The sequence below is a fragment of the Streptomyces sp. NPDC048290 genome, assembly GCF_040652095.1.
Classification (GTDB): domain Bacteria; phylum Actinomycetota; class Actinomycetes; order Streptomycetales; family Streptomycetaceae; genus Streptomyces.
In genome coordinates this window covers 299157-312759 of the sequence record NZ_JBEZLM010000002.1, presented here as the reverse complement: position 1 = coordinate 312759, position 13603 = coordinate 299157, and the positions used below count along the sequence as shown (strand labels likewise).

The 13603-nt window shown below is 71.2% G+C and carries 14 protein-coding genes; 9 read left to right on the top strand and 5 right to left on the bottom strand.

The window, feature by feature from the left end; translation table 11 throughout:
* Nucleotides 1–258 precede the first annotated feature (258 nt).
* The 5 genes from afsQ1 (at nucleotide 259) to AB0D49_RS03640 (ending at nucleotide 4210) form a co-directional block, all read left to right on the top strand.
* Complete coding sequence (gene afsQ1 / locus AB0D49_RS03660) at nucleotides 259–936, top strand: two-component system response regulator AfsQ1 (RefSeq protein WP_355737772.1); 678 nt, start codon at nucleotides 259–261, stop codon at nucleotides 934–936.
* The gene (locus AB0D49_RS03655; protein WP_362750055.1) at nucleotides 933–2531 is read left to right on the top strand and encodes a HAMP domain-containing sensor histidine kinase; all 1599 of its coding nucleotides are present in this window, start codon (nucleotides 933–935) and stop codon (nucleotides 2529–2531) included. Before afsQ1 ends, AB0D49_RS03655 begins: the two co-directional genes overlap by 4 nt.
* A gap of 61 nt (nucleotides 2532–2592) precedes the next feature.
* Entirely contained in the window at nucleotides 2593–3243 is a 651-nt protein-coding gene (locus AB0D49_RS03650) for a hypothetical protein (RefSeq protein ID WP_362750053.1), read from the top strand.
* A gap of 95 nt (nucleotides 3244–3338) precedes the next feature.
* Nucleotides 3339–3914 carry a VanZ family protein gene (locus tag AB0D49_RS03645; RefSeq protein WP_362750050.1) on the top strand — a complete coding sequence of 192 codons (576 nt, stop codon included), beginning with the start codon at nucleotides 3339–3341 and terminating at the stop codon, nucleotides 3912–3914.
* A 92-nt stretch (nucleotides 3915–4006) separates the two neighbouring features.
* Nucleotides 4007–4210 carry a PspC domain-containing protein gene (locus AB0D49_RS03640; RefSeq protein ID WP_362750046.1) on the top strand — a complete coding sequence of 68 codons (204 nt, stop codon included), beginning with the start codon at nucleotides 4007–4009 and terminating at the stop codon, nucleotides 4208–4210.
* An 80-nt stretch (nucleotides 4211–4290) separates the two neighbouring features.
* Here AB0D49_RS03640 and AB0D49_RS03635 read toward each other — a convergent pair whose 3' ends face one another.
* On the bottom strand, nucleotides 4291–4647 hold the full coding sequence (locus AB0D49_RS03635; protein WP_362750043.1) for an ATP-binding protein: 357 nt from the start codon (nucleotides 4645–4647) through the stop codon (nucleotides 4291–4293).
* A gap of 149 nt (nucleotides 4648–4796) precedes the next feature.
* Entirely contained in the window at nucleotides 4797–5969 is a 1173-nt protein-coding gene (locus AB0D49_RS03630; protein ID WP_362750040.1) for an adenosine deaminase, read from the bottom strand.
* A gap of 113 nt (nucleotides 5970–6082) precedes the next feature.
* On the opposite strand from AB0D49_RS03630, the gene AB0D49_RS03625 reads away from it, so the two are divergent.
* Nucleotides 6083–6841 (top strand): alpha/beta hydrolase, encoded by a 759-nt coding sequence (locus AB0D49_RS03625; protein ID WP_362750037.1) that lies wholly within the window; start codon nucleotides 6083–6085, stop codon nucleotides 6839–6841.
* 179 nt (nucleotides 6842–7020) lie between these two features.
* Here AB0D49_RS03625 and AB0D49_RS03620 read toward each other — a convergent pair whose 3' ends face one another.
* Nucleotides 7021–7974: a LysR substrate-binding domain-containing protein gene (locus AB0D49_RS03620; protein WP_362750034.1), complete on the bottom strand. Its 954-nt coding sequence runs from the start codon at nucleotides 7972–7974 to the stop codon at nucleotides 7021–7023.
* A 64-nt stretch (nucleotides 7975–8038) separates the two neighbouring features.
* Here AB0D49_RS03620 and AB0D49_RS03615 point away from each other — a divergent pair, with 64 nt between their 5' ends.
* Together AB0D49_RS03615 and AB0D49_RS03610 are read left to right on the top strand one after the other, a co-directional pair.
* A complete protein-coding gene (locus tag AB0D49_RS03615) occupies nucleotides 8039–9307 on the top strand; it encodes an MFS transporter (protein ID WP_362750031.1) in 1269 nt (422 codons plus the stop codon).
* Nucleotides 9308–9560: 253 nt separating this feature from the next.
* Nucleotides 9561–10577, top strand: a complete 1017-nt coding sequence (locus tag AB0D49_RS03610; RefSeq protein WP_362750028.1) for a sigma-70 family RNA polymerase sigma factor — start codon at nucleotides 9561–9563, stop codon at nucleotides 10575–10577.
* On the opposite strand, the gene AB0D49_RS03605 is transcribed toward AB0D49_RS03610, so the two are convergent.
* Complete coding sequence (locus tag AB0D49_RS03605; RefSeq protein ID WP_362750025.1) at nucleotides 10461–10847, bottom strand: STAS domain-containing protein; 387 nt, start codon at nucleotides 10845–10847, stop codon at nucleotides 10461–10463. The genes AB0D49_RS03610 and AB0D49_RS03605 overlap by 117 nt on opposite strands.
* 265 nt (nucleotides 10848–11112) lie before the next feature.
* Here AB0D49_RS03605 and AB0D49_RS03600 point away from each other — a divergent pair, with 265 nt between their 5' ends.
* Nucleotides 11113–12036, top strand: coding sequence for an AEC family transporter (locus AB0D49_RS03600; RefSeq protein ID WP_362750022.1), 924 nt, complete (start codon nucleotides 11113–11115; stop codon nucleotides 12034–12036).
* Nucleotides 12037–12296: 260 nt separating this feature from the next.
* On the opposite strand, the gene AB0D49_RS03595 is transcribed toward AB0D49_RS03600, so the two are convergent.
* The gene (locus AB0D49_RS03595) at nucleotides 12297–13574 is read right to left on the bottom strand and encodes a thymidine phosphorylase (RefSeq protein ID WP_362750756.1); all 1278 of its coding nucleotides are present in this window, start codon (nucleotides 13572–13574) and stop codon (nucleotides 12297–12299) included.
* Between the last annotated feature and the right edge of the window lie 29 nt (nucleotides 13575–13603).

Below are 13603 nucleotides of genomic sequence, written 5' to 3'. Positions count from 1 at the left end.
GTGGATTTCGGCCTGGGTCAGGCCGTCGTCCCGTTCGCGTGACCAAGAGCTTGCCGGGCCACCTTCATCGCCGTGTCCGCCATGTGTCACAGACCTGTCACAGGGGTCCGCGACCTGTCATCGCCCCGTGATTCCAAGATCGCGCACAGGGTTCAGATATGCGTCCGAGCTGGGGACTGCCGCCGATCCGCACCCGATCCGCACCTGATCCGCACCCACAGGTCGAACACCGAACCCCTCATGGGCCAGAATGAGGCCGTGCCTTCCCTGTTGCTGATCGAGGACGACGACGCCATCCGAACGGCCCTGGAGCTCTCACTGACGCGCCAGGGACACCGGGTGGCGACCGCTGCCAGCGGTGAGGACGGTCTGAAACTGCTCCGTGAGCAGCGGCCGGACCTGATCGTGCTGGATGTGATGCTGCCCGGCATCGACGGCTTCGAGGTGTGCCGTCGTATCCGGCGCACCGACCAGTTGCCGATCATCCTGCTGACCGCGCGCAGCGATGACATCGATGTGGTGGTCGGCCTGGAGTCCGGCGCCGACGACTATGTCGTCAAGCCCGTGCAGGGCCGGGTGCTGGACGCCCGGATCCGCGCGGTGCTGCGCCGGGGCGAGCGGGAGGCGAACGACGCGGCGACCTTCGGCAGTCTGGTCATCGACCGGGCGGCGATGACGGTCACCAAGAACGGCGAGGACCTCCAGCTCACCCCGACCGAGCTGCGGCTGCTGCTGGAACTGAGCCGGCGGCCCGGTCAGGCGCTGTCCCGCCAGCAGTTGCTGCGGCTGGTGTGGGAGCACGACTACCTCGGTGACTCCCGGCTGGTGGACGCCTGTGTGCAGCGGCTGCGTGCCAAGGTCGAGGACGTGCCGTCGTCCCCGTCGCTGATCCGTACCGTGCGAGGTGTCGGCTACCGGCTGGACCCGCCTCAGTGACAGAACGGGAACGGGGGGACCGCGGCTGGGCCGGGGCCCGCAGGGCGGTGCTGTCCGGGCTGCGCTTCACCAGTCTGCGGCTGCGTCTGGTGGTGGTGTTCGGGCTGGTCGCGCTGACCGCCGCGGTGTCGGCGTCCGCCATCGCGTACTGGCTGAACCGGGAGGCGGTGCTCACCCGGACCCAGGACGCGGTGCTGCGCGACTTCCAGCAGGAGATGCAGAACCGGGCGGGCTCGCTGCCCGAACGCCCCGCCCAGAGCGCGTTGCAGCTCACCGCGGGCCAGATGGCCACCAACAGCAGCCAGCGTTTCACGGTGCTGCTGGTCGCCGAGGACGCCGAAGGCCGGACCGTCTCCGGCAGCTCGGGCGGACTGAGCGGCTTCAGCCTCCAGGACGTACCGCGGTCGCTGCGTACGGCGGTGGACAAGCGCCAGCCGACCACCGACGGCAACAGCTCGCCGTACCACCTGTACTGGCAGCGGATCGTGGACGACGGGACGCCCTATCTGGTGGCGGGGACGCGGGTGATCGGCGGTGGGGCGACCGGGTACATGCTCAAGTCGCTGGAGCCGGAGGCCAAGGACCTCAACTCGCTGGCCTGGTCGCTGGGGATCGCCACCGGGCTCGCGCTGATCGGCTCGGCGCTGCTCGCGCAGGCCGCCGCCACCACCGTGCTCAAGCCGGTGCAGCGGCTCGGGGTCGCGGCGCGGCGGCTCGGCGAGGGCCGGCTCGACACCCGGCTGCGGGTCTCCGGCACCGATGAACTCGCCGATCTCTCCCGGACCTTCAACAACGCGGCGGCGGCGCTGGAGAAGCGGGTCGCGGACATGGCGGCGCGGGACGAGGCGTCCCGCCGGTTCGTCGCGGACATGAGCCATGAGCTGCGGACCCCGCTGACCGCGATCACCGCGGTCACCGAGGTGCTGGAGGAGGAGCTGGACGTCGAGGACGGCACGATCGACCCGATGATCGAGCCCGCGGTACGGCTGGTGGTGAGCGAGACCCGGCGGCTGAACGACCTGGTCGAGAATCTGATGGAGGTCACCCGCTTCGACGCGGGCACCGCCCGGCTGGTCCTGGACGATGTGGACGTGGCCGACCAGATCACCCACTGCATCGACGCCCGCGCCTGGCTGGACGCGGTGGAGCTGGACGCCGCGCGTGGCATCCACGCCCAGCTCGACCCGCGCCGCCTGGACGTGATCCTCGCCAATCTGATCGGCAACGCCCTCAAGCACGGCGGTTCGCCGGTGCGGGTGGCGGTGCGCGAGGAGGACGACGAGGTGGTGATCCGGGTCCGTGACCACGGCCCCGGTATCCCCGAGGACGTCCTGCCGCATGTCTTCGACCGGTTCTACAAGGCCAGCGCCTCCCGGCCGCGCTCCGAGGGCAGCGGCCTCGGTCTGTCCATCGCGCTGGAGAACGCGCACATCCACGGCGGCGAGATCATCGCCGAGAACTCGCCCGAGGGCGGCGCGGTGTTCACCCTGCGCCTGCCGCGCGACGGCTCGTCCCCACCCGGCCCGGAGGACGACGACGACCACCCGCCGGACCACCCGCAGGACCACCCGCAGGACCAGGGGACCGAGGCGTGACGGACAGAGCGGGTACGGCGGGTACGTACGGCAGGCATCACGGGTGCGAACGGATGAGCGGATGAATGTACGACGGGCCCTGCCCTCTCTCCGGCTGCCCCCTCTCCGGCTGCCCCCTCTCCGGCTGCTCTGTGTCCCGCTGCTCGGCGCGCTGCTGACCGGGTGCGGTATCCGGGCGACCGAGGTGCCCACCGACTTCGGGCCGGCCCCCTCCCGGGCGCACTGCTCGGTGACCGGCGACGACATCACCTCCCGTACCCCGCTCGGCCTCCCGGCCCAGGTGTTCCTGCTGTGCGGGTCGTCGCTGGTCGCGCTGGACCGGCTGGTGGAGCTGGTGCCGGAGTCGGGGGCGGCGGCGCGCCGCGTCCAGGTCGCCCAGGGCCTGCTGGACCAGCTCGCCGAGGAGCCGTCGGACACGGAGAAGGAGGCGGGCTACACCACGGACGTCCGCCGCGGCCTGACCGTCACCGGTCCGCGGGGCGACGAGCCCGACGACACACTGCGGCTCAGCGTCGCCCCCACCGACCTCACCACCTACGCCCTCGCGCAGATCGTCTGCACGTTCTCCGACTCGGAGGCGGCCGAGGGCGACGGCTCGGTCATCCTGGGCGGTCCGGACGGCACCCCGCTGCGCCGCTACGACTGCACCGACGAGGTCCGCACCGACCCGGGGGCGCAGGCGCCGCCGTCGGAGGACGTCACGTCCGGCTGAGCGGTTCATCCCCGGACCGGGATGTGTCCCACGCCTCACCCCCCGACGGGTCCCGCGCCGGAACCGTTCCCGCCGCGCACCGCGTCTACGGGGTCGTGCAGCGTCAAGGCTCGATGGGCGGCGGCAGCGGCCCCGCCCTCCGTATCCGGGCGACAGGAGCCGTCCTCCTCGTCGTACACCTCGCGTTCGTCGGCTGGCTGACGATGCGTCCGCTCGACGTCCCCTGGGTCGCTCCCGCCAATCTTCAGCCACTGGCCCGTATCCGCGCCGATCTGGCGCTGGGCTGGCCGGACGCCGGGATCCGGCTCGGGGAGAGCTTCGCGCTGCTGGCGCCGCTCGGGGTGCTGCTGCCCGCCGTGGGCGGTCGGCTGTGGGGCTCCCCGCTCGCGTCGCTGCTGCGCACGATCGCCGCCGGGACGCTGATCTCGCTCACCATCGAGCTGCTCCAGACCGGGGTTCCGGGCCAGGTGACGGACGTCGACTCGCTGCTGCTGAACACCCTGGGGGTGCTGGTGGCGCATGTCGCGGTCGTCCCGGCGGCCCGCGCGCGGCTGCGTCGGCGCGCCGCGCGTCCGGTTCCGTCCGGCCGGGTGGAGAACGCGCCCCTCCTTCAGGACGAGGCCGCTCAGGGTCCCACCCCGACGATTACCAGGGTCGGGATCGCCCCGTAGAGCGACGCTTGGGAGGGTTCGTCTCCGTACGGTGGACATCAGATGGGGCCACCACTCCGGAGGCCCCGAGCGACGCTCACGAAGGAGCAGCCATGTCCCGCCTCGCCCGCCCCACCAACGGCCGCGTCATCGGCGGTGTGTGTGCCGCGCTGGCCCGGCGCTTCGGCACCTCCGCGACCACGATGCGCGTGATCTTCCTGCTGTCCTGTCTGCTGCCGGGCCCGCAGTTCCTGCTCTACCTCGGCCTGTGGATATTCGTCCCGTCCGAGGAGAAGGCCGCCCGGACGGCCTGGTAGTACCTGGTAGTACGACGACGCCGGGGCGCACCCCCTGGGTGTGGGGTGCGCCCCGGCGCTCTTCGCGGGCTGGTTCCGGATCAGCCCAGCGGGATGCCGTTGACCGGCAGACCGTGGGTGGGCAGGCCCTGGACGGGCAGTCCGCCGAGCAGACCGGCGGCGGGAGCGGTCGGGCCCTGGGCGAGCACCTGCTCGGCGGCGGGCTGTGCGGCGGCCAGGCCGGTGCCCAGCGCGTTCTGGCCCTGGGCCAGCGCCTCGGCGGTGCCGGGGAGCGCCTGGGAGACGTTCTCGGCGGGGAGGGTGCGGGTGACGGCGTCCAGCGCCTGGGCGACGTCCGGACCGGCCGCCGGGGCGGCGTTGGCGGCACCCGCGCCGGTCGCGGCGAAGGCGGCACCGAGAGCGGCGACACCGAGGGTCTTGGCAGCAGACTGCTTCATGATGAATGCGTCCTTGAAATGAACGGAACGGGGATCGGGAGCGGTCCACGAACGTAAACACGCGGGACCCTCCGCCGCAAACATCGAAATGCGGACGAGTGGTGAACACCCGCCCGCATCCCAGGGTCCGTCACATCCCCCGTTCGGCCCTAACCGTCGGTAGAACCGCTGGTGGAGGCGGTCTGCCGGAACAGCCATTCGGATTTCAGCTCGGCGTAACCAGGCTTGATCACGTCATTGATCATGGCAAGTCGTTCATCGAAAGGAATGAATGCTGACTTCATAGCATTGACGGAGAACCATTGCATGTCATCGAGCGTGTATCCGAAAGCGTCGACGAGATGCTCGAATTCCCGGCTCATACTCGTGCCCGACATAAGACGATTGTCCGTGTTGACGGTGGTACGGAAGTGCAGCTTGCGCAGCAGCCCGATGGGGTGCTCGGCGTACGAGGCGGCGGCGCCGGTCTGGAGGTTGGAGCTGGGGCACAGCTCCAGGGGGATGCGCTTGTCCCGGACATAGGCGGCGAGCCGCCCGAGGGTGACGGCTCCGTCGTCGGCGACCTGGATGTCGTCGATGATCCGTACGCCGTGGCCCAGTCGGTCGGCGCCGCACCACTGGAGGGCCTGCCAGATGGAGGGGAGTCCGAAGGCTTCTCCGGCGTGGATGGTGAAGTGGTTGTTCTCGCGCTTGAGGTACTCGAAGGCGTCGAGATGGCGGGTGGGCGGGTAGCCCGCCTCGGCGCCCGCGATGTCGAAGCCCACCACGCCCCGGTCGCGGTGGCGGTTGGCGAGTTCGGCGATCTCCAGGGCTCGGGCCGCGTGCCGCATCGCGGTGAGCAGGGCGCCGACCCTGATCCGGTTGCCGTCGGCGTGCGCCCGCCGCTCGCCCTCGCGGAAGCCCTCGTTGACCGCCTCGACGACCTCTTCGAGGCTGAGCCCGCCCTCCAGGTGCTGTTCGGGGGCGTAGCGCACCTCGGCGTAGACGACACCGTCCGCGGCGAGGTCCTCGGCGCACTCGGCGGCGACCCGGACGAGCGCGTCGCGGGTCTGCATCACCCCGACGGTGTGCGAGAAGGTCTCCAGATAGCGCTCCAGCGAACCGGAGTCGGCGGCCTCGCGGAACCAGATGCCGAGCTTGTCGGGATCGGTCTCGGGCAGCGCGGTGTACCCGGTCTCGCGGGCGAGGTCGACGATCGTGCCGGGACGGAGACCGCCGTCGAGGTGGTCATGGAGCAGCACCTTGGGTGCCCGGCGGATCTGGTCCGGGCTGGGGACGGTCGTCTTCCGTTCCGTCGGGTTCCGGTCAGTCTGGCTCGTCATTTTCGCACTCTAACTCCTACGCGCGTAGATCGCTCGCTCTACAGTTCCGTCGATACGTAACGGTGACCCCACGGACGGGTCGAGTCCACCGGGTCTTCTGACACTGTTCTGTCATGGCACAGCAAGCGACGCCCTTGCGCAGCGCCCGTCTCGGACGGGCCCTCGGCCCGGAGCCGGCGGCGGTCAGCGCGGTGGTCCTGCTCCTCCCCACCGGTGACGAGACCTCAGCCCGCAGGCCCTCCCCCATGTTGGCGACGGCGTCCGTCCGCGCCCTCGGGCGCAAGCTGCTGCGCGCCGGTCGCGACGAGGGGCTGGCCGCGCATGTCGTCCACTACCGGTACCGGGGGTGGAACGGCACGGACGCGGTGCTCGCGCAGGACGCGCTCTGGGGCGCGGACGAGGTGGTTCGGCGGTATGGGGACGTGCCGATCTGTCTTGCCGGGTTCGACATGGGCGCGCGGGCGGCGTTGCGGGCGGCTGGGCATGAGGCCGTCAACTCCGTGCTCGCGATCGCCCCCTGGCTGCCGGAGGAGGATGTCGCGGTGTCGCCCGAACCGGTGAAGCAGTTGGTGGGGCGGCGGGTGATGATCGTGCACGGCACGAATGACGAGCGGAACGATCCGGAGTTGTCGTTCCGGCTGGCGGCTCGGGCGAAGAAGTCGAACCGGGATGTGTGTCGGTTCGAAGTACATGCGGATCGGCATGGGTTGCATCAGTACCGGGATGAAGTGCTGGCGTTGTCCTCGAATTTTGTGATGGGGACGTTGTTCGGGAAGGCGTTTGCTCGGCCTGTGCGGGATGCGCTGGCCGCGCCGCCGCCGTTGGGGTTGCGGATGCCGTTGGCTTCTGGGTTTGGGCGGGTTTATCGGTAGGTGGGGGGTTGTTCTGTTGGGGTCGGAGTGCGGGTGGGTGGGGGCTGAGCGCGCAGTTCCCCGCGCCCCTAAGGGGGGTTCCTGTTCAGGTGGGGAGCCAGTGGGGCCTCGTTGGTGAACCCTTGCGCAGTTCCTCCCCCAGAGGGGGTGCCCCCAGCGCCCCTGGAGGGGGTTGCTGTTCAAGTTGGGAGCAGGTTTCCCCTTCTTGACAGTAGGAAGTGTTTGAAGGCGGCTACCGGTGGGGTGTCTGGGTGGTCTGCCAGCCAGGCCACGCCGATCTGGCGGGCCGCTCTGGGGGCCGTGACCGTCAGTTCCACCACGCCGGGGCGGGGGACCGTCGGTGGGGGCAGGAGGGCTACGCCCAGGCCCGCGGCCACCAGGCCGCGCAGCGTTTCGGTCTCCTCGCCCTCGAAGGCGATCCGGGGGCGGAAGCCCGCCTCGCGGCAGAGGTCGTCGGTGATGCGGCGCATACCGTAGCCGGGTTCCAGGGTGACGAAGGTTTCGTCGGCGGCCTCGGCCAGGCGGATGCGTCTGCGGGTGGCGAGGCGGTGGTCGGCGGGGACGACCAGGCGGAGCTTCTGCTCGTCCAGGCGGCGGGTGACCAGGTCGGGGGCGTCCGGGAGCGGTGAGGTGAGGCAGAGGTCGAGTTCTCCGGCGCGCAGGCGTTCGAGCATGGCCTCGCCGTAGTTCTGGACCAGGGAGAAGCGGACCCTCGGGTGGTCGGCACGGAAGGCGTGCAGCAGGCCCGGGACGGTCTCCGCGCCCATGGTGTGCAGAAAGCCGAAGGCGACCTTGCCGGTGGCCGGGTCGGCGTCCGCGCGGACCTCCTCCGCGGCCCGCCCGATCTCCGCGAGGGCGCGTTCCACGGAGGTGAGGAAGGTGTGACCGGCGGTGGTCAGGGCCACCGTACGGCCGCGGCGGGCGAACAGTTCTACGCCCAGGTCCTGTTCCAGGCGGACCAGGGAGCGGGACAGCGTGGACTGGGGGACGTTCATCTCGGCGGCGGCCCGGGTGACGTGTTCCGTGCGGGCGACCCCGGCGAAGTGGACCAGGCGCGGGGCGAGCAACGCGACGATGTCTTCTGTGTCACTGCCCGGTGACAGTCGTCTCTGTGGCCTGTGCTGATGCGTCATGGGAACGATTATGGCGAGTTCATGCATTGGACGGATGAGCGGCACGAGGAGCACGCTTCTTGACATGACTCCCGCCAGTACCGGGGCGTCCAGCACGCTGGGCGCCGCCGTTCCCGCCGACCGCCGTCCCGACCCTCGTCTCACCCCCGGCGGACCCGGGTACCGCCGGATGAGCTTCGCGCTCTTCCTCGCCGGAGTCGCCACCTTCGCGCTGCTGTACTCGACGCAGGCGCTGCTGCCGCTGATCTCCGGCGACTTCGGGGTGACCTCGAGCCAGGCGAGCTGGACCGTGGCCGCCGCGACCGGCGGACTGGCGCTGTTCGTGATCCCGATGAGCGCCCTGTCGGAACGGTTCGGCAGGCGTACGGTCATGACCGTCTCGCTGGCGGTGGCGGTGGGCGTCGCCGTACTCATCCCGTTCGCGCCCTCGCTGACGGCGCTGGTGGCGCTGCGCGCGGTGCAGGGGGCCGCGCTGGCCGGGGTGCCCGCGTCGGCGACCGCGTATCTCGCGGAGGAGGTCCGGCCCAGGGCGCTGATCACGGCGATCGGGCTGTTCGTCGCGGGCAACAGCGTGGGCGGGATGAGCGGCCGGGTGCTGACCGGCTGGGTCGCCCAGGAGTGGGGCTGGCGGATCGCGCTCGGCGCGCTCGGACTGATGGCGGTGGGCTGCGCGGTGGCGTTCCGGCTGCTGCTGCCCGCGCCGCGGAACTTCACGCCGGGCTCGCTGCGGCCCCGGGTGCTGGTGGCGACCGTGCGGGGGCATCTCGCCGATCCGCTGCTGCGGCGGCTGTACGCGATCGGCGCGCTGTTCATGACCGTGTTCGGCGGGGTCTACACGGTGATCGGGTACCGGCTCACCGAGGCGCCGTTCTCGCTGCCGCAGGGGGTCGTGGGGTCGATCTTCCTGGTGTATCTCGTCGGCACGGTGTCCGCGTCCACGGCCGGGCGGCTGGTGGGGCGGCTCGGGCGGCGCGGGGCGCTGTATCTGGCCGGGGGGACGACCGCGGCGGGGCTGCTGCTGTCGCTGGCGGGGTCGCTGGCGCTGGTGCTGAGCGGGCTGGTGCTGATCACCGCGGGGTTCTTCGCGGGGCACGCGGTGGCGTCGTCGGCGGTGAGCAAGGCGGCGACGGTGGGGCGGGCGCAGGCGTCGGCGTTGTACCAGTCCGCGTATTACGTGGGGTCGAGTGTGGGGAGCACGGTGGGGGCGGTGGCGTTCCACGCGGGTGGGTGGGGCGGGACTGTGGGGGTCGGGTTGCTGGCGGTGGTGGGGGTTGTGGGGATCACGGTGGTGGGGTCTCGGGCGGCGGCTCGGGTTGTTCCTCGGGTGGCGTGAGGGGTTCCGGGGGGGGATCGGTCGGTCGACGGGTGCGGGTTGAGTGTGGCTGGTCGCGCAGTTCCTCCCCCAGAGGGGGTACCCCCAGCGCCCCTACAGCGTCAGGGGCGGGCACATTACATGTTCACGTCGGCTCTGACCTGGGGTTTTGGTGGCTCCAGGGGTCATTGTCAGTGGGCTGCGGTAGCTTCCAAGGTGCTGGGTGCAATGAGGCGCCGCGGCGGAACTGAACGGCCACAGGGGTGGGTGGACGATGACCAACGGCACGGCGACTACGACAGACCTCGACGCGACGCTGGAGAAACACCGGGTCGAGCTGACCGGGTACTGCTACCGGATGCTCGGTTCGTCCTTCGAGGCGGAGGACGCGGTGCAGGACACGCTGGTCCGCGCCTGGCGCAGTTTCGACAAGTTCGAGGGCCGCTCCAGCGTCCGCTCCTGGCTCTATCGCATCGCGACGAATGTGTGTCTGGACATGCTGAACGCGGGGAACAAGCGAGCCCGTCCGATGGATCTGACCGAGGCGACCCCGCTGGCCCAGGCGGCGCTGTCGCCGCGTCCGGACCACACCTGGCTGGAGCCGATGCCGGACTCCCGGGTGCTGCCCTCCACGGCCGACCCGGCGGAGGCGGCGGTCGCCAAGGAGTCGGTGCGGCTGGCGTTCATGGCGGCGCTCCAGCAGTTGCCGCCCAAGCAGCGCGCGGTGCTGATCCTGCGTGAGGTGCTGGCGTGGAAGGCCAGCGAGGTCGCCGAACTGCTCGGGACGACGGTGGCGTCGGTCAACAGCGCGCTCCAGCGGGCCCGTGCCACGCTCGCCGATCGGGAGCAGGAGGGCGCCGAAGCGGCGGTGTCCAACCCGCTGGACGAGGAGCAGCAAAGACTCCTGGAGCGCTATGTCGCCGCCTTCGAGGGGTACGACATGGCGGCCCTGACCGCGCTGCTCCACGAAGACGCGATCATGACCATGCCGCCGTTCGACCTGTGGCTGCGCGGCACGGACGACATCACCGGTTTCATGACCACGCTGGGAGCGGCCTGCGCGGACTCGCGACTGCGTCCGGTGCAGGTCAATGGGTTGCCGGGATTCGCGCACTACAAGCCCGACCCGGAGAAGGGCGGCTTCTCGCCGTGGGCGGTGCAGGTGCTGGAGATCTCAGCCGGGCGGATCACCGGCTTCCACTGCTTCCTCGATGTCGCACGCTGGTTCCCGCTGTTCGGACTGCCCCTCCATCTCGAAGCGGAGGCCGACCAGGTCGAGGAGGGCGCGTAGCGCGGGATCGGGGTCGCGCAGCCGGATGCGTCCGCCCGCCCGGCGGGCGGTGAGTTCCATCCGGGCCAGCAGATCGACGGCCGTCAGGCCCGGGGGTCCGATCGCGGCGACATCACACACCACCACCGGGGCGCCCGAGGCTTCCAGCAGTATGCGTACCTCGGCGCACAGCCCCGTCACCTCGTCCCGGGTGACAGGTCCGGCGAGCACGATCTCGGCAGGGGGCTTGGCGTCCACGTGCGGTAGACCGGCGCCGCGGGCGTAATTCATCGCGCCCGCTCGCCATGTGTGGCCGGGCAGGGCACGGAGTGTGGTTTCGGTGTGCCCGAAGGGCCGTGGCGGGACCGAACGTGCATCAGGGCCGGGTGTCGGGGCCGGGTGTCGGGGCGGTGCATCGGGGCCGTGGATCGGGGCCGGGCGCCACCTTGACCTTGGGGACTTGTGACCCGGAGGGTTGGTGTATGCCCCATGGATCAGACCCGCCCGCGATATCCGCTGCCCGCACAGGCGCCCTCGCCCTCGCCGAGGAGGCTCCGTGCAGGGGGTGTTGAGCGGGTTCGCGGTGATCGCGGTGGTGATCGTCGTGGGGTATCTGATCGATCTGCGGGGGCATCTGGGCGACCAGGGTCGCGAGGTGCTCACCAAGCTGGCGTTCCATGTGGCCTCCCCCGCCCTGCTGTTCACCACGCTCGCGGCGGCCGATCTGTCGGTGATCTTCTCCAGTCGGCTGCTGGTGACCGCGGTGAGCACTCTGGCGGTGGCGGGTGTCTTCGTGACGGTGGCCGTCGTCCGGCGGTGGGGGGTCGGCCGTACGACGATCGGGGCGCTGTGCGCTAGTTATGTGAACGCGGGGAATCTGGGCATTCCGATCGCGGTGTATGTGCTGGGGGACGCCTCGCTGGTGGCGCCGGTGCTGCTGTTCCAGTTGATCGGGGTCACACCGGTCGCCCTGACGATCCTGGATCTGTCGACCGGCGACGGGACACGGCGGCCCCTGTGGCAGGTGCTGCTCACCCCGCTGCGCAATCCGATAGCGGTGGGGTCGCTGGCGGGGGTGGCGGTGTCGGCGACGGGGGTCCGGGTGCCGGGGCCGGTGCTCGATCCGCTGGTCCTCATCGGGAACATGTCCGTCCCGGCCGTGCTGCTGGCCTTCGGTATCTCCCTGCGGGGCAGCACCCTGCCGCTGCGGGGCGCGGAGCGGACGCCGGTGCTGCTCGCCGTAGGGCTGAAGTCCTTTGCCCAGCCCGCGCTGGCCTGGGCGCTGGCGGCGGGTGTCTTCGGGCTGAAGGGGGCGGCTCTGCTGGACGTGGTGGTGACGTCGGCGCTGCCCGCCGCGCAGAACCTGTTCACCTACGCGAGCCGCTACCGGGTGGGGGAGGTGCTGGCCCGGGAGTCCATCCTGCTGTCGACGGTGTTGTCAGTGCCGGTCCTGGTGGTGATCGCCGCGCTGCTCGGCTGACCCGGTCACCGCCACGTTCCTGGGCCCGCCGAAGCCCCTCGGCCGACCCGGCTGACCCGGCCGACCCCACGCTCCTCGGCCCGCCGAAGCCGCTCGGCCGACCCGGCCGACCCCACGCTCCTCGGCCCGCCGAAGCCCCTCGGCCGACCCGGCCGACCCCACGCTCCTCGGCACGCCGAAGCTGCTCGGCCGACGCCTCTCCCGGCAGGGGAACGGGACCGGCGGAGTCTCCTTCGCCGGTCCCGTGCGGAGATCTCCGGTCAGGCGATGCGTTCCCGGACCACCGGGGTCGGGGTGAACGCGGTGCCCTCGGGCTCGATCGTGTACGCGGCCGTCAGGGACTCCAGGGCGTAGCCGAAGCGGTCCGGGGTGTCCGTGTGGAGGGTGAGGAGGGGGGCGCCCTCGGTGACGAGGTCGCCGGGCTTGGCGTGGAGTTCGACGCCCGCGCCCGCCTGCACCGGGTCCTCCTTGCGGGCGCGGCCCGCGCCCAGCCGCCAGGCGGCCACACCGATGTCGTACGCGTCCAGGCGGGTGAGGACGCCTGTGGCGGGGGCCGTCACCACCTGGTGTTCGCGGGCGACGGGCAGGGGGGCGTCCGGGTCGCCGCCCTGGGCGGTGATCATGCGGCGCCAGACGTCCATCGCCGAGCCGTCGGCCAGCGCCTTCGCCGGGTCGGCGTCGGGCAGTCCGGCCGCGGTGAGCATCTCGCGGGCCAGGGCGAGGGTCAGTTCGACCACGTCGGCGGGGCCGCCGCCGGAGAGGACCTCGACGGACTCGCGGACCTCCAGGGCGTTGCCCGCGGTCAGGCCCAGCGGGGTGGCCATGTCGGTGAGCAGGGCGACCGTCCGCACGCCGTGGTCGGTGCCGAGGCCGACCATGGTGGAGGCCAGTTCGCGGGCGTCCTCGATGGTCTTCATAAAGGCGCCGGAGCCGACCTTCACGTCCAGGACCAGGGAGTCCGTGCCCTCGGCGATCTTCTTGGACATGATGGACGAGGCGATCAGGGGGATGGCCTCGACGGTGCCGGTGACGTCCCGCAGGGCGTAGAGCTTCTTGTCGGCGGGGGCCAGGCCGTCGCCCGCCGCGCAGATCACCGCTCCGGTGGAGTCGAGGACGGCGAGCATCTCCTCGTTGGAGAGCAGGGCCCGCCAGCCGGGGATGGACTCCAGCTTGTCCAGGGTGCCGCCGGTGTGGCCGAGGCCGCGGCCGGAGAGCTGCGGGACGGCGGCGCCGCAGGCGGCGACGAGGGGGGCCAGGGGCAGGGTGATCTTGTCGCCGACACCGCCCGTGGAGTGCTTGTCGGCGGTGGGGCGGGACAGGGCGGAGAAGTCCATGCGCTCACCGGAGGCGATCATGGCCGCGGTCCAGCGGGCGATCTCATGGCGGTTCATGCCGTTGAGGAGGATGGCCATCGCGAGCGCCGACATCTGTTCGTCGGCGACCTCGCCGCGGGTGTAGGCGTCGATGACCCAGTCGATCTGGGCGTCGCTCAGCTCCCCTCGGTCGCGCTTGGCGCGGATGACGGAGATGGCGTCCATGGCGGCCATGTTCGGCTTCCTTTCAGGGA